Genomic DNA, 21,789 nt, shown 5'->3' on the forward strand with positions numbered 1-21,789 from the left:
CGTCATCGCTCTTTTGGTATGGGCGCAGGGCCGATAATGAAGCGCCAGATGTAATGGAACACCTGGGCGTTGTACAGTGCCTTCAATAAGACGGCGAGCACAGGTCCTAGAATAAAGCCGAGGACGCCGAACAACTTCAGTCCGACGAAAATCGAGACGAGGGCCGCGAGGGGATTTAATCCGATATGCGAGCCGACAATTTTCGGTTCGGCCAAGTTGCGTTGCACGATCACAATCAAATACAGGACGAGCACGCCGATGGCGATGAACCAATCACCCGTGATGGCGGCATAGGCTGCCCAAGGGATTAAAAGCGTACCGACCCCAAGGTAAGGCAACAAGTCGAAGAAGGCAGCGAGGAGTGCGAACGAGAGCGGGTTATCGACCCGAAGGATGAACATGCCGACAAGGACGATGGCGAACGTGATGGAGATGAGGGTCACTTGGGCCCGGGCGTATCCGAATAAGGCAAAACGTAGATTGAGCATGACGGCCTCAAATTCTTTGAAGCCTTTCCGTTCATTCAAGCGTTCGATTTGACGCATGTAAGTTGGCCAATCTTTCGTGATGAAGAACCAGGCGAGCACGATGACGATGAAAAGCAACAAGACGAGCGGTAAAGCGCTCAGTAATCCTTGGAGCATACTTGCGATGCCGCGAGACAAAACCCCGATTGCCGCACCGAGCTGGACGCCGAGTTCCGTGATTCCACCTTCGATTGAAGTCGTCTGGCTCGGGTTGAGCTGTTCGAGGCTGTCGTATGCGTCATTGACGAGCGGGGCGATGCGTTCATTGAACACACGCTGAGCGAAGGTCGTGAACGTCTCGATTTGACCAGGAAGTTTTTCCGCAGCGATCGTGGCGTAGCGAATCAATTGAGAAATGACGATCACGATCATCCCGGTCACAATTCCGATGACGATGAATAGCGAAGCGAGTGTCCCGAGGGCGCGCGGTAGATTCACCTTTCGTTCGAACCAATTGACGAGCGGCACGGTCAACAAGGACAACAAGAAGGCAAGGACGAAAGGATAGGTGTACTGAAATAGGATGCCGAGTACCCAAATGACGGCGAAGGTACCAAGTATGACGAGGATAAGCCGAACAAGTTGCCAAAGTTTTGCGGATGACATGAGGCGTTGCCCCTTTCCGTACAATTCGATTGAGCATAGTATACCATGGGGCCGGTTAATAGAGCAGAAGGATAGGTGAAGGAAATGAGAGAAATTCAACAACAAGTCGATCAGATGATCATTCATTTAGGTGGCTATTGGCGACCGCTGTCGGGCCTGGCTCGATTGTTAGAAGAGGTGGGGGAAGTCGGTGCGGCGCTCTATGAAGACGATCGTACGGCGCTCGTCGAAGAGCTTTTAGACGTATTCGTCATCTCGACGTGTTTGGCCAACCAGTATGCGATCGCACTCGAGGCGCCAACGAGTCACGATTGTGACGTTCCGGTCCATGTGACGTATTACGCACTCGTTCGCGAATCTGGGGAAGTCGCCCGCATCTTAAACGCCTACGAGGGCGACAAGAAGTTGAAAGCGACGGCGACGCCGGGATCGCTCCAAATGCATCTTCAAGGCGTACAACAGGCGGTCTTCTCGATTGCGGGAACAATCGGACTCGACGTAAATGCTTCCATCGGGGCGCTCGTCGAAGCAAAATCGTCCCGGGACTTTGGTCGGTTCGATCACACCCCGGATCCGATCACGGAAAATTCAGTCCGTACGTACCCGCGACGAGTCGAAGGGCGATACTGGGGTGGAATTGAGGCTAAAGAAAACGAAACGTTCGACCGATATATTGAACGAGAATATAATTTACGTCGCTTTTTAAAGATTGCTTCTGTCGAGGGACTCGACGGGTTCGTCCTTTGTCCGCCAATATCAGGGTGGAACTTGTCGACGATTAAACAGGAGCTTTCGAATGTATAGGTGACGGAAGAAAAATATGGAAATGGGAATTACATCATCATTCGACAAAGTAACTAAAAACTATTCCCCTTTTTATCAAAAATATTCATCTTTTTTTCAAATACTTACTTTTTTTTAAAAAGCATTATGCTAATATGAAGTTGTTGTTAGTAGTAAGTAGCGCGAGAGGAAAGGAATATTTTGAATGAAAATGAAGCTATTAAAGGTTGCCCTCATTCTTTCGCTTCTCTTGTTCGGCGCCCAACTGCCAACGGTTGAGGCCTCGACTTTAGATGGCGAGACGACTGTCAACTTGAACGTCCGCTCGACAGCGAGCACGACGGGAACGCTCATCACGACGTTACCGAAAGGCACGAAAGTGAAATATGGTACTCATAACCAATCATGGCATAAAGTGTATTTGAATAATCGCACTTATTATGCTTCGGCGCAGTACATCAAGCCGCTTGCGCCGGCTGCAATCACGACACAGGCAGCGACATTGACAGGGGTGACGACGGAGAACTTGAACATCCGGATCACGTCCCATCGCGATGCCCAAATCGTGACGACACTTAAAAAAGGGACGGAAGTCCAGTACGCTGCCCATAACACGTCGTGGGTGAAAGTCTTTTTGAGTGGCAAGACATATTATGCGGCAAAAGCGTACATTGCACCGAAAGTCGTCACAGCGACACCGCAAAAACAGACAGGCTACACGAACCGGACAATCGAGTTGTTCAACCGGACGTTGCAGACGTCTCCGGTCGTCAAAACGATTCCGGCTAACCGTACCGTCACGTTCAGTATTCACAACTCAAGTTGGTCGGTCATCTACGAAGGGACGAGCACGTTCTTTACCCCGACACGAGGGATTACGGCCGGAACACTTCAACCTTCGGTCACGAAAGAGAACGGGTATGCGAACCGTGAAATGAAGTTGTTCGAAACGCGCAACCAAGCTTCAAAAGTTATGAAGGTGCTTCCGCTCAACTCGCCGGTCGTATCGAGTAAATACAACTCGAGCTGGTCGGCAGTATATGACGGGAACGCCACGTATTACACACCGACGGCCTGGATCACACCTGGTCCTGCACCGGTTCAACCACCGACGACGACGACGCCTGAACCGGCAAAAGTGCAAGGCTATGCCAACCGCAATGCCAACTTGTTCGGTCAGACGCATCAGAGCTCACCGGTACAACTCGTCTTGCCACAATATACGGCTGTGACGTATAGTGCCCACAACTCGAGCTGGTCGGTCGTCTATATCGGGACGAAGACATACTTCACGCCGACGTCTTGGTTGACTGCCGGCAAGGCTCCAGCCGCACCAGCTCCGGCACCGCAAGGAAAAGTGTATACGAACACGCCAGGTGACGCGTTGAACGTACGTTCAGCTGCTTCGGTCAGCTCGACGGTTCTCGGGAAGTTAGCACATGGAACAGAAGTTGAACATTACGGTTTGACGAGCGGATTCTATAAGATTAAATACAACGGCCGTGACGGGTTCATCTCGGCAGGATTCACGATGGCGACGAAGCCATCTGTCTCAAAAGGACCAGTTATCGTGATTGATCCGGGGCACGGTGGGAAAGACCCAGGTGCGTTGAACGGATCGCTTTACGAAAAGACAGTCGTTCTCGATGTGTCAAAACGTATCGAATCGTACCTCAGTTCAAAATATAACTACCAAGTACGTTTAACCCGTTCGACTGATATTTATTACACGCCACAACAACGTCCGACAATCGCACGAGATCTTCGCGGTGAATTATTCGTCAGCATTCATGCGAATGCATCAACAGATAAGACAGCGAATGGAATTGAAACGTTTTACTCAGGTTCGACATCTCAAAGTGCTCGTAGCCGTGTATTGGCAACGAACATTCAAAACAATCTTGTTTCGAGTATGTCAGGAACCGGCATGCGGAACCGTGGTGTGAAGACGGCTAACTTTGCTGTTATTAACCATAGCTTGATGCCATCAGCACTCGTTGAGCTCGGATTCATCACGTCACCGACGGATGTCGTCCACCTTCGCAGTGAAGCGTCACGCCAACGGATGGCGCAAGGGATTGCGGAAGGCATTGCCCAATACGTAAGAACTTATTATTGATCCGTTTCTGCTCGCGCAGGACAGCGAACCCTCGACGAATCAGTCGAGGGTTTTTCGGTACACCAAAACAGGAGCTCCTTCGTGAGAAGGAGCTCCTGTTTGTTAGAGGTCGTCGAAGCCGTTGGCGTCGGTGACTTTCGCGTAAGAGCGTGATTTCTGTTCAAAGAAATCGGATTTTGTCGCATTGAGTGAGTCGTCTGAATAGGCACGAATCCAAGGCATAACGTCTTCGTTGAAGCCTTCATACAAGTCGTTCAATCCGATTACCCGGAGTCGCTTGTTGGCGAGGTACTTCACGTAGTCGCGCATCTCGCTCACGTCAAGTCCATCGAGGTCGCGGAGCACGTACTCACACCACTCAATTTCTAAGTCGACCGCTTCTTTCATCGTGTCGTAGACGAATTCGCTGAAGCTGCCGTCCGCGTCAATCTGTGGGTTTTCCGTCAAGACGGCGCGGAGCAACTGGCTGACGAAGTAAGAATGTTGCATCTCGTCACGCTGGATGTAGCTGATCATCGTCGATGTGCCGACCATCTTCTGGTGGCGGGCCAAGTTGTAGAAGTAGGCGAAGCCAGAATAGAAGTTGATTCCTTCAAGGATAATCGAGGCGACGAGCGATTTCGCGAACGTTTCGGCCGTCTGTTCTTCGCGGAACTCTTCATATAAGTCCAAGATGAATTGATTACGTTTCATGACCATCTCGTCGTCTTTGGCGATATCGAAGATTCGATTTTGTTCGCTGAGCGGGACGAGGCTCGAGAGGACGTAGCTGTACGATTGGTTGTGGACGACTTCTTGTTGCGCGACGACGGCGAGAACGGCGTGCACCGACGAGTCTGACGAGAACATCGACGACTCAAGGATGTAGCGCGTCTGCACCGAATCGAGAATCGATAGCAAGCCGATGATGCGTTTGAACGCATCCTGCTCGCGTTCGCTCAACTGCGGCCATTGCTGCATGTCTTTTGACATCGAAATCTCATCTGGAATCCAGAAGTTTGAGAGCAGTTGCTTATAAATTGTATAAAATTGCGGATAGGCGATGTCATTCCAGTTGACGATGGAACTTGTCTCGCCCCCGATAATCGCTGTCGCCCGGTTAGGATGTTTGGGCGACAGTAGTTTGATCTTTTGAATGGTCATTGGCGTATACTCCTTCTTCGGCGTTTCGTGCCAACCGTTCGGCCCAGTGTCGGACGTTGTACGGTTGATTGCGCGGTGATTGTTCAATTTTAAGCAGTTCACCGGCGAGGGGAATCCCGTATTTAGACAGGTGGTACGCCATCTCATCGACGGCCCGGCAGAAGTGGACGAACATTTTGTCCCCGGTACCGAAGACGGCCGCTTGGCGAATCGGCACGTTCAGTTCTTTTAAGACGAGACGGAACGTGTCTTTCATCTCATCTGGCAACACACCGTCGGCCCACGTGTATGAACCGAAATAGACGAGGTCGTACGAAGCGAGTGAAGTCGCCTCGCGATGTCCGATTCGGTCCGACTCGAACAAGACGACATGGTCGCCTCGTTCGATATGGGCCGTCTCAACGAGTGACGCGACTTCTTCCGTATTTCCGCTCATTGAACTGTAGACGATTGCGACGTTCATGGTCGGTCCCACCTTTCTTTATATTACGAAGCACATGATTCACACTCATCGACTTCGACGGTCGTTGAGCGCGTATAGTAAATCGATTTCATCCCGAGCGACCACGCCTCAAGGTGCATCGTGAGGAGCTCTGTCGCTTTGACATCGTTTTTGACGTATAAGTTGAAGCTGATCGCTTGGTCGATATGACGCTGACGCGCCGCGTTTTGGCGGATGCTCCATAACTGGTCGACTTCGAACGCTGATTTATAGAACCAGTTCGTCTCAGGGTTGAGATCGGGTACAGTGACCGGAATCTTGTAGTTTTTCTTCTCTTCTGAATACACTTTTTTGTAGACCGGATCGATCGATGCCGTACTCCCTGCGATGATGGCAGTCGACGAGTTCGGCGCAACAGCCATCATGTAGGCGTTCCGGACACCGTTTTGATGGACTTCTGCGGCGAGTCCGTCCCAGTCGAGGTCGTCGTGTGAACGGTAGTTACGGCGTTTGAAGTATTCACCGGTATGCCATTCCGAACCTTCAAAGACACCGAACGCACCTTTCTCTTTCGCAAGTTCCATCGAAGCTTGAATCGTGAGGTAAGCGATTTTCTCATACAGTTTTTCTGCATATTGCACCGCATCGACCGACTCCCAACGAATTCCTTCAAGGGCGAGCAAGTGGTGCCAGCCGAACGTTCCGAGACCGACGGCACGATATTTTTGGTTCGTGATCATCGCTTGCGGCACTTCGATCGTGTTCAAGTCGATGACGTTGTCGAGCATACGCATTTGAATCGGGATGAGTCGCTCGAGCACGTCCGACTTGACGGCACGGGCGAGCGCGATTGAGCTTAAGTTACAGACGACAAAATCGCCTGGGGTCTTCGTGATGACGATTTTTCCATCTTCTGTGTACTCTTCGTCGATGACGGTCGGTGACATGTTTTGCGCGATTTCTGAACAGAGGTTCGAACTGTAAATCATGCCGGCATGTTTGTTCGGGTTAGCACGGTTCACCGCGTCCCGGAAGAACATATACGGCGTCCCCGTTTCGAGTTGCGAGCGCATGTAACGTTTGACGAGATCGATTGCCGGTACGGTCACGCGTGTAAGTTCTGGCGTGTTGACACATGCCATATATTTCTCCGTGAACGAACCACCGTTCTCTGTCTCGTCGTAGAAGTCTTCGAGGCTGAAGCCCATGACCGTACGAATCTCATGTGGGTCGAACAAATGCCAGTCACCACGAGCTTCGACCGTGCGCATGAACAAGTCTGGCAAACAGACCCCTGTGAACAAGTCGTGCGTCCGGAGGCGCTCATCCCCGTTATTCAATTTCGCATCGAGGAATTCAAAGATATCCTTGTGCCAAATGTCTAAATAGACCGCAATCGAACCTTGGCGCATGCCGAGTTGGTCGACCGAGACGGCTGTGTTGTTCAATTGTTTCATCCAAGGAAGTGCTCCGCTTGAGACACCTTTGAACCCTTTAATGTCGCTGCCGCGTGAACGAATCTTTCCGAGATAGACACCGATGCCGCCGCCGCCTTTCGAGAGCGTGGCTACGTCTGTATTCGAGTCATAAATGCCACGAAGTGAATCGTCGACCGTATCGATGAAGCATGAGCTGAGCTGACCGTAAGACTTCCCGGCATTCGAGAGCGTCGGCGTGGCGACGGTCATGTACAAGTTCGAAAGGGCCCAGTATGCCTCTTCGACGAGTTTCACACGTTGTGCCGGTGCCTCTTTTTGCATGAGCGTCATGGCGATGACCATGAACCGCTCTTGTGGAAGCTCGAACAAGTTTTTGACGTGATCGCGGCCGAGGTAGCGGTCAGACAAGGTGCGTAATCCGATGTACGTGAACAGGCGGTCGCGTGACGGGTCGATTAACGTCTCTAAGTAATCGATGTCTTCTTTTGAGTACGTGTCGACGAGGGCAGATGTGAAGATGCCTTTTTTCGTGAGCGTCTCGATCATCGGATAAAGTGCACCGTAACGCATCGACGCGTCGTAGCCACGATTACGTGCAGCTTCTAGATAGAGTCGGTTCAAGTACATCTCGGTCGCGACGAACGTCCAGTCCGGTTCTTCTGCCTGCAACATGTCAAGGGCGTGCATCGTCAAGAGTTCATATACTACATCTTGTGTCAGTGTTTTTGACTCGAGCGCCCGAATCGCTCGTTCTTCGTATCGCTCCACACTCAGTTGTGGATAGCGTTGCTTGATGGATTGAATCAATGTGGAGACGTCTGTAAGTGTTGGCGATTGGGCCAACATCGTCTCGTGTTGGATAGGGGATGTCAAAACGATCACTCCTTCTTCAGATGTAGATATTATAAAGGTATAGCGGAACATGTCCGATACGACGTCAACAGTGACGGAACGTGATAATTATCCGTTAACTATATATTGACGTTTTCTTGTCTTTTTAATCATAAATCACCTATATTTAGTTTTGCAATCTTGACATTCGTCAAACGGCACATGCATGAATTACTTTCATTCAAAAACGGCGCTGTCATCCGATTTGAGATGAGATTTGAGATAGAAAAAAGTTTGTGGAAGAAGTGGAGTCATGGAACTCGTATTTTATGTAAGCGGTCAATTTTAAAAAAAGTGTTAGTGAAACTGTTCAAAGTGATGCTTTTCACACGATATGTAGAAAAAATGAAATCGGCGGTCCATACTATATATGGTAGTCTCGATATTTTAAAAACAGGGCAACACAGGGATGAGGTAGCGTCGAGCACGAAAGTGCGGTAGATTGAGAAAGTAAGGTTTGAAAAACGTAATAAAAGAAGGGTTTAACAAATGAGAGCAGAAGACTTATTATTAGCATGGGACCCGCTCGGTTACGGGATCGGGTCGTATGGGCCAGAGTTCGATGATATCGCCGTGGCATTGACTGAAATCGAGACGGAAGAAGACTTGTCCGAACGAATTCGGCACATCTTAATGGAGGCGTTCGATGAATGTCCGTCCGACTCTGATTTGCGGGACATGGCGAGACGACTACTCGCGTCTTCACAATCTTGTCAACTATAAGGGGGAACTTACATGTTACGAATCGATCCAACACCAAATCCAAACGCAATGAAAATCACACTTCCTGAAAACGTCTTCGGAGCGAAAAGCCAGAGCGTAAAAGCCGGAGAAGCGACAGACCAGCCGCTCCTTGCGAAACTCGTCCAAATCGAAGGTGTCGAGAGCGTCTTCGCTTACGGCGACTTTGTCACCGTGTCAAAAGAGAATGGCGTTAGCTGGGAGACGATTTTACCGCACGTCGAAACAGCTTATCGCGGATGAATCCGCTCGTCACGATCGTCATTCCGGTTCATTCACGTGAAGCGGAACTGACGGAACTGTTAGACAGCCTCGTCGTCCAGACGTTTCAGCAGTTTGAAGTCGTTGTAATCAATAATGACGGGCCGCCAAAACAACATCTTTTGGCGCCTTTTTTGAATCGTTTGACGATTCGCTATATCGAGCTCGGTGAGAACCATCACGTCAAGGCGCGGAATCGTGGAGTGAGCGAGGCGGCCGGGGAGTACATCTTACTGCTCGACGACGACGACTTGCTCATGCCGACCCATATTGAACAGGCGCTTCGTGACCTCTCGACGGCCGACCTCGTCTTCACGGACGCCGAACTGTTTCGCTTCGAGTGGATAGACGGTCACCGTGTCGTCACCGAATGGGAAGCGTTCGCCTATGATCTCGACTTGGTTCGACTGCGGCAAGACTCGACATATATCCCGTCGGGCACGCTCTATCGGAAACAATTGCATGATGCGATTGGACCGTTCGACGAATCGGTCTATAATTATTGGGACTGGGATTTTATTTTACGCGTAAGCGAAGTCGGTACGATTGCACACCCGGCGCGAGCGACCGTACTGTATGCCTTTAACGGCACGGATAACTTATCAGCCAAACAAGACGAGACGCGACGGCGCTACTTTGACCGATTTTGTGAGAAGCACGGGCTCGTCAATATGGAGATGAAAAACTTTCATATCGTCCAAGCCGAACGGCGCGACTATGTGAGACAGACAGAGAGAACGTTCTCGGGAGCGTTCCCCGGCAGAACGGAAGGAGAATAACGGATGTATACAACGAAAGAATTAGAACTGCTCGAGCTACTCGAGGAGAAAGGCTACATGGAAACGAAAGTCCTCGCGGATATGCTTGCGACAGACGAACAGACGGTCGACGCGATGCTCGAGAAGTTCAAGCAGGATGGAATCTTGCTCGGCTTTCGCGCGATGGTCAACTGGCAAAAAATCAATCGCCATGACGTGACGGCGTTCATCGACGTCAAAGTGACACCGAAGCGGGGCCGTGGGTTTGATGAGGTCGCCGAACGGATATATCGATTCCCTGAAGTGACGGCGCTCTATTTGATGTCAGGGGCATATGACCTCCAAGTCGTCATCCGAGCCAATTCGCTCCAAGACGTCGCGTCTTTCGTGTCTGATAAACTATCACCGCTCGACTCGGTCGTTTCGACGACGACCCACTTCAAATTGAAGACGTATAAGCACGACGGCATCTTGTTCACCCCACAAGTCGAAGACAAGCGGTTGAACATCACGCCATGAAGTCGCTATCGAATCAAGTCGTCTCGATGAAACCGTCGGGCATCCGCCGTTTCTTTGACTTGGCACAAACGATGGAGAACGTCGTCTCTCTCGGGGTGGGAGAGCCGGACTTCATTACGCCGTGGAACGTTCGCGAGGCGAGCTATGCAGCACTCGAGCAAGGGTATACGGCGTATAGTGCCAACGCTGGGCTTCTCGAGTTGCGACAAGAAATCGCTCATTATATGAAACAACGGTTCGATGTCGCCTACGATCCGGCGACCGAACTCATCGTCACGACCGGCGCCTCGCAAGCACTCGATATCGCGTTCCGTGCACTCCTTAACCCGGGCGACGAAGTCATCGTCGTCGAGCCGGCGTTTGTTTCCTATGGACCGCTCATCGAGTTGGCCGGAGGAACCGTCGTGCCGGTAGCATGTCGTCCGGAATCCGGGTTCCGATTGAGCCGCGAAGACGTCGAAGCCGCCATCACCGAGCGGACGAAAGCGATGCTTCTCTGTTTCCCATCGAATCCGACAGGGGCGACGATGACGGGAGAAGAGCTCGCGGATATCGCCGAACTCGCCACGAAGCATGACCTTTGGGTCGTCAGTGACGAGATTTATGCTGAACTTTCATATGATGAACCGTTCACGAGTTTTGCGACGTTACATGATATGCGGGAGCGTACGATCGTCGTCAACGGTTTCTCGAAAGCGTTCGCGATGACGGGGTGGCGCCTCGGTTTCACCTGTGCCCCGGAAGTCGTCACGCGCGAGATGCTCAAAGTCCATCAATATGGCATGATGTGCGCGCCGACGCTCGTTCAGTTTGGGGGTCTTGAGGCGCTTCGGAGCCAGGAACAACATGTGCCGAAAATGGTGAAGAGCTATCGCCAACGTCGTAACTATTTCATCCAAGCGCTAAATGACGCGGGTCTTCCAACACATGTGCCGGGTGGCGCGTTTTACGCTTTCCCGTCGATTCGCCACACCGGGTTATCGAGTGAGGAGTTCGCCGAACGACTGTTGCTTGAAGAGCGCGTCGCGGTCGTTCCGGGCAATGCTTTCGGAGCGAGCGGCGAAGGGTTTGTCCGAGCGAGTTACGCGACATCGATTGAACAACTTCAAGAAGCAATTCGTCGCATCGATCGGTTCATGAGCCAGTTCGAGGTGACGGTCACAACAGACTCTCAGCAATGAGAGTCTGTTGACGTTTTAGCGGTATAGTAGGCGGGAAAGAATAGGCGAGGTGAAGCATATGGAACAAGTTGATTTTGTCGCGATCGGATGTGGCCCTTATAATCTCGGGTTGATGGCGCTCAGTGAGCGCACTCGTTTGACCGGCGTCTGTTTTGAACAACGTGACGCCTTCGTCTGGCATGAAGGGATGTTGCTCGAGGCGGCGACGATGCAGACACATTATCTGTACGATCTCGTCACACTCGCCGACCCGACGAACCGTCATAGTTATTTGAACTATCTGAAACGAGAAGGGCGCTTACAGACGTTTATCGTCCAAGAAAATCCGACGATTCCTCGCGCCGAGTTCAATCGTTATTTGACGTCTGTGGCGGAGCGGCTGGAGACGATTCGGTTTTCAAGTCGCGTCATCGATGTCGAAGCCGACCGCGATGGATTTATCGTGACCGTGAAGTCGAACGAAGAGACGACTCGTGTGCATGCCCGTCACGTCGTCATCGGAACAGGTGCCGAACCACTCGTCCCCGAAGCGTTTGAAGATGTCGTCCATACGAGCGCTTATCGCATGGAACGCGACCGATTACTCGCCGAAGACAAACTCGTCGTCATCGGCAGCGGACAAAGTGCGGCCGAGGTCTATCTCGATTTATTACGTCGCGCAAGAACCGGTCAGTCCGTTGATTGGGTGACGCGTTCTGACGTGTTCGAGTCGCTCGAGAGCGGGAAACTCGGAGAAGAAATCTTCAGTTTGGCCTACGTCGACTATTTCAATGGTCTGCCTTTAGAAGAACGATTGAAGTTGGGTGAATCGTTCGAACGGTTCCGGAACGGCGTCAATCCGGAGACGCTCCGTGACGTGTATGGGACGCTTTACCATCGGACAGCGGACGGCTCGGATCAAGCGACGGAGCTGTTGACGCAAATCGAGATTGAACGTGTCGCGCGAACGGGCACCGGTTACCGCGTCGAAGGGACGAATCAACATACCGGCGCAACGTTCCAACAGACATATGGGGCTGTCATCGCCGCGACCGGTTATTCGCCTATCATCCCTGACTGGGTCAAACGCTTTCCGATTAAGTGGGAGGCAGAAAGAAAGTGGTGTGTCAACGCACGGTATGAGATTAAAGTGGAAGAAGAGTTATCTGGAAAGTTGTTCACGCATACGAACTTAGAACATTCACACGGTCCTGCCGCGACGAACCTGGGGATGGCCGTCTATCGGAACGCGATTATGTTAAATGAGATGGCGGGAGAAACGTTGTATGAAGTGAGTGGACAGAAGCCGTTTACAACGTTTTAAACAAAAAAAGGGCTAGGCCAAAGCCTAGCGGAATCAGGGGGGAATACTTGAAGTCTTGCTTGATTTGTATTTACCCCGCCTTTGGACTTTGAAACGTCGAAATCTTTCGGAATAATCTTTTTTACTAATTTCTACACTTTATCGAAAAAAGTATGTTATAGTAAGTTGATGAATTTAGCATAGGAGTGTTTGTAATGGCAAAATACGAAAAAGATCAAGTTTTAAAAGGTAAAGTAACAGGAATTCAACCTTTCGGTGCGTTCGTCGCACTCGACGACGAGACGCAAGGTCTTGTCCACATCTCTGAAATCTCACACGACTACGTGAAAGACGTGAACGAGTACGTTCAAGTCGGCCAAGAAGTTGAAGTGAAAATTCTTGAAGTTGATGAAGCTTCTAAGAAAATCAAGCTTTCGATGAAAGCGACACAAGAAGCGCCAAAACGCGAAAAGTCGGCTAAACCGGCTCGTCGTGGTGGCCAACGCCGCAACGAAGCTTCTAACTTCAAGCAAGAAGAAGCACCAGGCTTCACAGTCCTCAAGGACAAACTCGAAGACTGGATCAAAAACACGAACTTCAAGAAGTAAGTGATCAAGGCGACCTAGCGATAGGTCGTCTTTTTTTGTACAGGAAAACAAGTCGCTTGTCCCGAACAGTACAAAAAAGGAGTGAATGCTATGAACATTGGAATTATTGGAACAGGCGGGATTGCCACGACGGCACATATCCCGCAATACATCGCCGCCGGCGCGAACGTCGTCGCCGTCATGAACCGCACCCGCGCACGAGGAGAAGCGGCGGCACGACAATTTGGAATCGAGCGTGTGTATGAGACGGTTGAAGAGATGCTTCAAAACGAATCGCTCGATGCCGTCAGCGTCTGCACGCCGAATGCGCTTCACAAAGACCAAGTCCTCGCGGCGCTCGCAGCGGGATGCCACGTACTTTGTGAAAAGCCCCCAGGTATTTCGGCTCGTGAAGCGAGAGAGATGCGGGCGGCGGCCGAACATGCGAACCGGACGCTCCACTACGGCTTCCATTATCGGCATCGTGCGGATACGGCACTGTTGAAGCGAATGATTGAAGCCGGCGAACTCGGTCAGATTTATGCGGCGACTGCGATTGCCCTTCGGCGTCGCGGCATCCCGGGGTGGGGTGTGTTCACGGATAAAGAGCTCCAAGGCGGTGGGGCGCTCCTCGACCATGGGGTTCACATGCTTGATTTAGCGCTTTATTTGATGGGCTATCCAAAACCGATCGACGTAATGGGCCACATTGGGCAATATCTTGGCACGCGTCCAGGCGTCGGCTTGATGGGAACGTGGGATGCCGAAACATTTTCTGTAGAAGACACCGCGCGGGCGATGGTGAAGTTTGAAAACGGGGCCTCTCTCATGTTCGACGGTAGCTTCATGGCGAACGTTGGACCGCGTGACACGATGCGTGTCGAGCTAAGAGGTACAGACGGTGGCGCGACACTGTTTCCGCTCCATCTTCATACGGAAGCGCACGGCGCGTTGTTTGATCAAACCCCGGCTCATTTGGAGCATGTCGACCCGTATGCGGTGCAAATCCAAGCGTTCCTCGAGGCATGTCGACACGAGCCGACATACGAACAGGCCGATCAAGCGGTCATCCTCCATTCCATTATCGATCGTATCTACGAACAGGCATGATGCTTTTCATTCAGGAAAAACAGGGTATATAGTGTAGGTGTTACATATTTTCTTGAGGAGGCTGACTTATGCACAACTTTGAATACAAAAACCCGACGAAACTCATCTTCGGGACGCATCAGATTGAAAAACTCGCAAACGAGCTTCGATTGCTCGACGCGAAGAAAGTGATGCTCGTCTATGGGGGCGGGAGCATCAAAAAGAACGGAACGTACGAGGAAGTCGTCGCCGAATTGAACAACGCATCCATTGACTTCGTCGATTTCGCTGGTGTCGAGCCGAACCCGCGCATTGAAACAGTACGCCGAGCCGTCAAACAAGCGCGAGAAGAAAACATCGACGCGTTACTCGCGGTCGGTGGCGGGTCAGTCATCGACTGCACGAAATTGATTTCGGCAGCGATCCCGTATGAAGGCGATGCATGGGATATCGTCCTCCGTGACCACATCCCGACAGAAGCGGTCCCGTTCGGAACCGTCCTTACCCTCGCAGCGACAGGTTCAGAGATGAACTCGGGCTCGGTTATCACAAACTGGGAGACGCAAGAGAAATACGGCTGGGGCCATCCGCTCGTCTATCCGACGTTCTCGATCCTCGACCCGCGCTACACCGTGTCGGTCCCGAAAGACCAAACGATTTACGGGATTGTTGACATGATGAGCCACTGCTTCGAGCAATATTTCCACCCGAACCACGCACCGGTACAAGAGCGCATGACCGAGGGCGTGTTAAAGGCGGTCGTGGAATCTGCACCGAAACTTGTCGACGATTTAGAAAATGTCGAGTTACGGGCCATCATCTTGTTCGCGGGTACGATCGCATTGAACGGCGTCTTGCAAATGGGCGCATCGGGTGACTGGGCATCGCACAATATCGAACACGCGGTGTCGGCCGTCCATGACATTCCGCACGCAGGGGGACTCGCCATCTTGTTCCCACGCTGGATGGAGCATGTCCTCGACGAAGACAACGCGGCACGCTTCGCCCGACTCGGCACGGAAGTGTTCGATGTCGAACCGGCAGGCGATGACCTCGAGACGGCGAAACGGACGATTCAAGCGATTCGCTCGTTCTTCGATCAACTCGGTGCTCCGAATTCACTTCGCGATTACGAAATTGATGAATCGTCGTTCGACGCAATCCTTGATTCTGCGATGAAACGTGGGTCGTTCGGTAATTTCCGTACACTTGAACGGGAAGATGTGGCACACATTCTTGAGTTGAGCAAATAAGGCGATTTGATGCCTATTTCGCAATAATGATTGAACGAATCCAACGTTTCCGTTTATGATGGGTCATGTATGGCTCTTAAATGAGCGATTTAAAGGAGGAAATGACATGTCAACTGTACGTTTCGATTATTCAAACGCCCTCTCTTTCGTCGGGGAACACGAAATCGATCAAATGCAAGAAACGGTGAAAGCACTCCATTCGGTCATTCACGACCGGAGCGGGGCAGGCAGTGATTTTCTAGGATGGGTCGAGCTTCCAACGAACTTCGACACAGATGAGTTCGCCCGCATTAAAGCGGCAGCGGAACGCATCCGTGACAACTCGGACGTTCTCGTCGTCGTCGGCATCGGCGGCTCGTATCTCGGTGCACGTGCAGCCATCGAGATGCTTCAGCACTCATTCTTCAACGTCTTGTCGAAGGAAGAACGTCAAGCGCCACAAGTGTTCTTCGCCGGACATAACATCTCGTCAACTTACATGACAGAATTGCTTCACGTCTTGAAAGACAAAGAGGTCTCGGTCAACGTGATCTCGAAGTCTGGGACGACGACGGAACCGGCCATCGCATTCCGTGTCCTTAAACAGTTCATGGAAGACAAGTATGGACAAGACGGTGCCCGTGAGCGGATTTACGCGACGACGGACCGTGCCCGCGGTGCCTTGAAGACGCTCGCGGATGCAGAGGGATATGAGACGTTCGTCATTCCGGATGACGTCGGCGGTCGTTTCTCGGTCCTCACACCGGTCGGCCTCTTGCCAATCGCAGCAGCCGGCATCGACATCGACGCATTGATGGAAGGTGCACGGGACGCCCAAGAAGCGTACAGTTCACCTGAGCTTTCAGAGAACGAAGCGTATCAATATGCGGTCGTGCGTAACGCGATGTACGCGAAAGGGAAATCGATTGAGCTTCTCGTCAACTATGAGCCGGCGCTCCATTACGTCTCGGAGTGGTGGAAGCAACTTTACGGCGAGTCGGAAGGAAAAGACAACAAAGGGATCTTCCCTGCGGCCGTTGATTTCTCGACAGACCTCCACTCGATGGGGCAATACATCCAAGAAGGGCGTCGCGATTTGTTCGAGACGGTCATCCGTGTCTCAAACGTGCGCCATGCGATGAACGTGCCAGAAGATGCGCAAGACCTTGACGGGTTGAACTTCCTCGCCGGTGAGACGATTCAATTTGTGAACGATAAAGCGGCAGAGGGTACGCTTCTCGCCCACACGGACGGCAACGTACCGAACCTCGTTATCGAATTGCCTGAGATGACACCATATCACCTCGGCTTCTTGTTCTACTTCTTCGAGAAGGCGTGTGCGATGAGTGGTTACATCCTCGGGGTAAACCCGTTCAACCAACCAGGCGTCGAAGCCTATAAAGCGAACATGTTCGCACTTCTCGGGAAACCGGGCTATGAAGAACAAAAAGCAGAGCTTGAAAAGCGTTTGAACCAATGATTTTACGTCGGTCCACTTCGGTGGGCCGATTTTTTTGTTTGAAACTACGGTGAGACAAGGTAAAGTGAGAGTAGACACGGGAAAGAAAGGGATGGACTATGTTGACATTCACGGACTACTATCATAATCAAGTCGAGTTGAGCTTCACCCACTATCCGTTCTCAGATACACCGCTTCACGTCTGGGTCGTCGCCCGTTACGGGGACAAATGGGTTTTGACGAAACATAAGCAGCGAGGTCTTGAGTTCCCTGGGGGCAAAGTCGAACCGGGCGAACACGAGGATGATGCGGCGATTCGCGAAGTGTTTGAAGAGACGGGAGGCATCGTCAAATCGCTCCATTACCTCGGCCAATATCGGGTACTCGGGCGAGGCGATACCGTCATTAAAAACATTTACTTTGCCGTCATCGACCGATTCGAAGACCATCCGGCCGTGGAGGAGACCGATGGTGCCGTCCTCCTCGACGAACTTCCAAAAAATCTGCTTCGTAACCCTAAATACAGTTTCATGATGAAAGATCGCGTCCTGCCTGAGACGATGAAGGTGCTCCATGCAAAAAACATGGTTTGACCGGACAGAGCGTCTCGCGCCGTATGCGGGTTATTTGATTCATCGAGGTTGGTATGAGACGCGGGACGGGGAAGACGTCGTCGCGTATACGATCACGCCGAAACGTCCAAACGGGCACGTCCTGTTTTACTTGAGAGGCGGGACGGGGCGCATCGGGGACGTTCGCTTACCGCGTTTGATGCAATTCGCGGCGCGCGGCTTTCATGTCGTCGCCCCTGTTTATCGGGGCAATCATGGCGGGACAGGGAAAGAGGACTTTGGGGGAGACGATTTAGAGGACGTGTTATCGCTCTATGACCGAGTGCAACAGACGAATTCGCGGATTCATGCCCTCGGTTTTTCGCGAGGTGGCATGATGGCATTATCGCTTGCTGCCGCTCGTCCGCTCGTGTCCGTCACGTCATGGGCAGGAGTGACAAATTTGGAGTGGACGTACGAAGAGCAACAGACGATGCGCAAAATGCTCCGTCGCATGACGGGTGGGGACCCGGAGACGGCAAAGGCGGCCTATGTTGAACGGTCCCCACTCTATAAAGAATGGGACGCGCCGACGTTGTTGATTCACGGGACAGACGATGAACAAGTTCGGCTTCGCCATGCGACGGCCGTCGCTGAAAAGCTCGGCTCGCAGGGTGAGCTTTGGGTCGTACCGTTTCCGCACCAGTTGCCGTTTTGGGATAAATGGGAGACGACGGAACGGGCGATGGATTGGATGTTGACTCAAACGAAAAAGAGCTAGTGCCGTATGTGCACTAGCTCTTTCTTAATTAGAAGACGATTGGTCCGGCCGCGATGACGGATTCGTTCGCTTTTGAGAACCGTTTGAAGTTATCTTGGAATTTGATTGCGAGTGCTTTCGCCTCGGCGTCGTACTTCGCTGGATCTTTCCATGTGTCACGTGGGTTGAGTACGTCACTCGGGACGCCTTTGATGTTGACTGGGATGTCGACGTTGAAGATGTCGTGGCGCATTGTTTCGACGTCACGAAGTTCTCCGTTGACAGCAGCGTTCACCATCGCACGCGTATAGGCGAGTTTCATCCGCGAACCTTCGCCGTACACGCCGCCCGTCCAACCTGTATTGACGAGATAGACGTCGACGTCATGTTTCTCGATTAACGTGCCGAGCATATCGGCGTAGCGTTCCGGAGCGAGCGGCAAGAATGGAGACCCGAAGCAAGTCGAGAACGTCGCTTGCGGCTCGGTTACGCCACGCTCCGTGCCAGCTAACTTCGACGTGTATCCCGACAAGAAGTGATACATCGCCTGCTCTTTCGTCAATTTGCTGATCGGTGGCAACACGCCATACGCGTCAGCCGTCAAGAAGACGATTGTGTTCGGATGCCCGGCGCGTGATGGCAACATGGCGTTATCAATGAAATCAATCGGATAGGCGGCCCGCGTGTTTTCCGTCAATGAGATGTTCTTGTAATCGGGTGAACGGTCGTCGTTCAAGACGACGTTCTCGATTAAAGACCCGAAACGGATCGCGTCATAGATTTGCGGTTCGTTCTCACGCGACAAGTTGATCGTCTTCGCATAGCAACCACCCTCGATATTAAACACACCATCCGGAGACCAGCCGTGCTCATCATCACCAATCAAGTGACGTTCTGGGTCGGCCGAGAGCGTCGTCTTCCCGGTTCCCGATAGTCCGAAGAAGAGGGCGGTCTCGTTCGCGTCGTTGACATTCGCCGAACAGTGCATCGACAAGACATGTTGCTCTGGGAGCAGGAAGTTCATCACAGAGAAAATCGACTTTTTGATTTCGCCACCGTACTCTGTTCCCCCGATCAGAATCGTACGTTTGGCGAACGAGACGAGAATGAACGTCTCTGAATTCGTGCCATCGACAGACGGATCTGCCTTATAGCTCGGTGCATAGAGAACCGTGAACGGTTCGAACGCCCCTTCGGTCGGCCATTCGCGTAGGAACAGTTGCTTCGCGAACAAGCTATGCCATGCATACTCTGTGATGGCGCGAACCGGAAGCGTGTAATGCGCATCTGCCCCCGCCGAAGCTTCAAGGTAGTAGAGCTTTTCTTTCTTCTCGAGGTGAGTAAGCACCTTATCGAGTAACGCTGTGAACTTTTCTTCGGCGATCGGTTGGTTCACCGGTCCCCAGTCGACTAAATGGTTGCTGACTTCATCTTGCACGACGAATTTGTCTTTTGGTGACCGGCCTGTGAATTTGCCTGTACTGACCGATAAAGCCCCGTCTTTCGTCAGTACACCTTCCCCGTTTTGAATGGCTTCTTCCACCAGTTCTGGAACCGTCAAGTTCCGTTTTACCTCGGCACCATTAATTAATTCTTCGATTTTCAGGAGCGTTGTCGCCATCCCGAATCCCACCTTTCCCCTAAATAGATGTGGATGAAATCCGCATACTTCCGCAGTTAATTAGTATGACGTTTTTATTATATGTGACACACTAATCAAAAACAAGCGTTTCTTCACTTTGATAAGTAAGCGCTTTCTTACATTGACATTCTAACATATTCTGTACCAGGTCATAGAACAAAATCGAAAACCGTCATAAAAATGTTTGGTATTTCACAAAGTTAACTATTTGCGAGTTCGTGAAAAGTTTTACGAATTCGGTCGATACGCTTGACAGAACGGGACGTCATTTATATGATGGTCTTCGTAACGGATACTCTTATTCTGAGCGGTGGAGGGAACAAGGCCCTACGAAGCCCAGCAACCGTCCGAATGTATTGTTGTCGGAAAAGGTGCTATCCTGAAGCGAAGCGTAAGCTTCGAACGATAAGAGGGTAAGGAAGAACGATTCAACCTTTCCCATTGAACGTGGCGAAAGGTTTTTTTCATTACCGTCCCAAAGCAACGCGTAAGGGGAACGAGTACCGTCCACACATCACCCTTATTATAGGAGGTTTTTTGAAATGTCAAACTTGAACCGTCGACTTTTCACTTCGGAGTCCGTCACTGAAGGACATCCGGATAAAATTTGTGACCAAATCTCAGACTCGATTTTGGACGCAATTTTAGCAGAAGATCCAAACGCCCGCGTTGCGGCTGAGACGTCTGTCACGACAGGTCTCGTGCTCGTAGCTGGTGAAATCACGACATCGACGTACGTCGATATCCCGAAAGTTGTGCGTGAAACGGTCCGTGAAATCGGATATACACGCGCGAAGTACGGATTTGACGCTGAGACGTGTGCTGTCTTGACTTCAATCGACGAGCAGTCTGTCGATATCGCGCAAGGTGTCGACCAAGCGCTCGAGGCACGTGAAGGTCAAATGACTGAAGAAGAACTCGATGCGATTGGCGCAGGGGACCAAGGTCTCATGTTCGGTTATGCGACGAAGGAAACGCCTGAACTCATGCCGCTCCCAATCTCGCTCGCACACAAATTGTCACGTCGTTTGGCGGAAGTCCGCAAAAACGGCACGCTTGCTTACCTCCGTCCGGACGGGAAGACGCAAGTGACGGTAGAGTACGACGAAGCGAACAACCCGGTTCGTATCGACACAATCGTTATCTCGACACAACACGCTGAAGAGATCACGCTCGAGCAAATTCAAGCAGATCTTAAAGCACATGTCATCGATGCGGTCATCCCGACTGAACTCATCGATGCAGAGACAAAATACTTCATCAACCCAACTGGTCGTTTCGTCATCGGCGGACCACAAGGGGACGCTGGTCTTACAGGCCGTAAAATCATCGTCGACACGTACGGTGGATACGCACGTCACGGTGGCGGCGCATTCTCTGGTAAAGATCCTACGAAAGTTGACCGTTCTGCAGCTTACGCGGCACGTTACGTTGCGAAGAACATCGTCGCGGCTGGCCTCGCTGACAAAGCAGAAGTTCAACTTGCTTACGCGATTGGTGTCGCACACCCGGTATCGATTGCCGTCGATACGTTCGGCACTGGTAAATTGAGCGAGACAGAACTCGTGGAACTCATCCGTGAGAACTTCGACCTTCGTCCGGCCGGCATTATTAAAATGCTCGACCTTCGTCGCCCAATCTACAAGCAGACAGCGGCATACGGCCACTTCGGTCGTACCGATATCGAACTCCCATGGGAGCAAACAGACAAAGCGTCAGTCCTTGAAGAAGGCGCGAAACGCTTCGCTTAATCAAAAACGACCTTTCCGAGGAAAGG

20 protein-coding genes and 1 riboswitch are annotated in these 21,789 nt (G+C 51.6%); of the genes, 15 read left to right on the forward strand and 5 right to left on the reverse strand.

Annotated elements, in window-relative coordinates:
• Positions 1-2: 2 nt before the first annotated feature.
• Positions 3-1,133: a sporulation integral membrane protein YtvI gene (gene ytvI, locus KNP92_RS04000; RefSeq protein WP_214837497.1), complete on the reverse strand. Its 1,131-nt coding sequence runs from the start codon at positions 1,131-1,133 to the stop codon at positions 3-5.
• Between the two features lie 84 nt (positions 1,134-1,217).
• On the opposite strand from ytvI, the gene KNP92_RS04005 reads away from it, so the two are divergent.
• On the forward strand, positions 1,218-1,937 hold the full coding sequence (locus KNP92_RS04005) for a MazG nucleotide pyrophosphohydrolase domain-containing protein (RefSeq protein ID WP_214837500.1): 720 nt from the start codon (positions 1,218-1,220) through the stop codon (positions 1,935-1,937).
• A gap of 184 nt (positions 1,938-2,121) precedes the next feature.
• A complete protein-coding gene (locus tag KNP92_RS04010) occupies positions 2,122-4,035 on the forward strand; it encodes an N-acetylmuramoyl-L-alanine amidase family protein (RefSeq protein ID WP_214837503.1) in 1,914 nt (637 codons plus the stop codon).
• A gap of 102 nt (positions 4,036-4,137) precedes the next feature.
• On the opposite strand, the gene KNP92_RS04015 is transcribed toward KNP92_RS04010, so the two are convergent.
• Genes KNP92_RS04015 through KNP92_RS04025 form a run of 3 tightly spaced genes read right to left on the reverse strand, consistent with a single transcriptional unit; the run spans position 4,138 to position 7,932 of the window.
• Positions 4,138-5,178, reverse strand: coding sequence for a ribonucleotide-diphosphate reductase subunit beta (locus KNP92_RS04015; protein ID WP_214837506.1), 1,041 nt, complete (start codon positions 5,176-5,178; stop codon positions 4,138-4,140).
• Entirely contained in the window at positions 5,135-5,641 is a 507-nt protein-coding gene (locus KNP92_RS04020; protein WP_214837509.1) for a flavodoxin domain-containing protein, read from the reverse strand. The genes KNP92_RS04015 and KNP92_RS04020 overlap by 44 nt, the downstream gene beginning before the upstream one ends.
• Before the next feature lie 23 nt (positions 5,642-5,664).
• Entirely contained in the window at positions 5,665-7,932 is a 2,268-nt protein-coding gene (locus KNP92_RS04025; RefSeq protein WP_285801058.1) for a ribonucleoside-diphosphate reductase subunit alpha, read from the reverse strand.
• A gap of 507 nt (positions 7,933-8,439) precedes the next feature.
• On the opposite strand from KNP92_RS04025, the gene KNP92_RS04030 reads away from it, so the two are divergent.
• The 12 genes from KNP92_RS04030 to KNP92_RS04085 all read left to right on the forward strand — a co-directional run bounded on the left by KNP92_RS04030 (position 8,440) and on the right by KNP92_RS04085 (position 18,391).
• Entirely contained in the window at positions 8,440-8,673 is a 234-nt protein-coding gene (locus KNP92_RS04030) for a DUF1871 family protein (protein WP_214837515.1), read from the forward strand.
• A gap of 12 nt (positions 8,674-8,685) precedes the next feature.
• A complete protein-coding gene (locus KNP92_RS04035; protein WP_034809163.1) occupies positions 8,686-8,934 on the forward strand; it encodes a NifU N-terminal domain-containing protein in 249 nt (82 codons plus the stop codon).
• Entirely contained in the window at positions 8,931-9,731 is an 801-nt protein-coding gene (locus tag KNP92_RS04040) for a glycosyltransferase family 2 protein (RefSeq protein WP_214837518.1), read from the forward strand. Before KNP92_RS04035 ends, KNP92_RS04040 begins: the two co-directional genes overlap by 4 nt.
• A 3-nt stretch (positions 9,732-9,734) precedes the next feature.
• Entirely contained in the window at positions 9,735-10,229 is a 495-nt protein-coding gene (locus KNP92_RS04045) for an Lrp/AsnC family transcriptional regulator (protein ID WP_214837521.1), read from the forward strand.
• Entirely contained in the window at positions 10,226-11,410 is a 1,185-nt protein-coding gene (locus KNP92_RS04050) for an aminotransferase (protein WP_214837524.1), read from the forward strand. Before KNP92_RS04045 ends, KNP92_RS04050 begins: the two co-directional genes overlap by 4 nt.
• A gap of 58 nt (positions 11,411-11,468) precedes the next feature.
• Entirely contained in the window at positions 11,469-12,713 is a 1,245-nt protein-coding gene (locus KNP92_RS04055; protein WP_214837527.1) for a lysine N(6)-hydroxylase/L-ornithine N(5)-oxygenase family protein, read from the forward strand.
• Between the two features lie 194 nt (positions 12,714-12,907).
• A complete protein-coding gene (gene yugI, locus KNP92_RS04060; RefSeq protein WP_024371302.1) occupies positions 12,908-13,300 on the forward strand; it encodes a S1 domain-containing post-transcriptional regulator GSP13 in 393 nt (130 codons plus the stop codon).
• A 90-nt stretch (positions 13,301-13,390) separates the two neighbouring features.
• Positions 13,391-14,389 (forward strand): Gfo/Idh/MocA family protein, encoded by a 999-nt coding sequence (locus KNP92_RS04065; protein ID WP_214837530.1) that lies wholly within the window; start codon positions 13,391-13,393, stop codon positions 14,387-14,389.
• 68 nt (positions 14,390-14,457) lie between these two features.
• On the forward strand, positions 14,458-15,621 hold the full coding sequence (locus tag KNP92_RS04070) for an iron-containing alcohol dehydrogenase (RefSeq protein WP_214837534.1): 1,164 nt from the start codon (positions 14,458-14,460) through the stop codon (positions 15,619-15,621).
• A gap of 106 nt (positions 15,622-15,727) precedes the next feature.
• Positions 15,728-17,080, forward strand: a complete 1,353-nt coding sequence (locus tag KNP92_RS04075; RefSeq protein WP_214837537.1) for a glucose-6-phosphate isomerase — start codon at positions 15,728-15,730, stop codon at positions 17,078-17,080.
• 98 nt (positions 17,081-17,178) lie between these two features.
• The gene (gene ytkD, locus KNP92_RS04080; protein ID WP_214837539.1) at positions 17,179-17,652 is read left to right on the forward strand and encodes an RNA deprotection pyrophosphohydrolase; all 474 of its coding nucleotides are present in this window, start codon (positions 17,179-17,181) and stop codon (positions 17,650-17,652) included.
• Positions 17,633-18,391 (forward strand): alpha/beta hydrolase family protein, encoded by a 759-nt coding sequence (locus tag KNP92_RS04085; RefSeq protein WP_214837542.1) that lies wholly within the window; start codon positions 17,633-17,635, stop codon positions 18,389-18,391. The genes ytkD and KNP92_RS04085 overlap by 20 nt, the downstream gene beginning before the upstream one ends.
• Before the next feature lie 28 nt (positions 18,392-18,419).
• Here the strand turns inward: KNP92_RS04085 and pckA are convergent, their stop codons facing one another.
• Positions 18,420-19,991 (reverse strand): phosphoenolpyruvate carboxykinase (ATP), encoded by a 1,572-nt coding sequence (gene pckA, locus KNP92_RS04090; RefSeq protein WP_214837545.1) that lies wholly within the window; start codon positions 19,989-19,991, stop codon positions 18,420-18,422.
• Between the two features lie 316 nt (positions 19,992-20,307).
• Positions 20,308-20,424, forward strand: a riboswitch (SAM riboswitch).
• Between the two features lie 130 nt (positions 20,425-20,554).
• On the opposite strand from pckA, the gene metK reads away from it, so the two are divergent.
• Positions 20,555-21,763: a methionine adenosyltransferase gene (metK, locus tag KNP92_RS04095; RefSeq protein ID WP_214837548.1), complete on the forward strand. Its 1,209-nt coding sequence runs from the start codon at positions 20,555-20,557 to the stop codon at positions 21,761-21,763.
• The last annotated feature ends 26 nt before the right edge of the window (positions 21,764-21,789 follow it).

Origin of the sequence: Exiguobacterium sp. s122 (genome assembly GCF_018618475.1) — a bacterium.
GTDB lineage: Bacteria > Bacillota > Bacilli > Exiguobacteriales > Exiguobacteriaceae > Exiguobacterium > Exiguobacterium himgiriensis.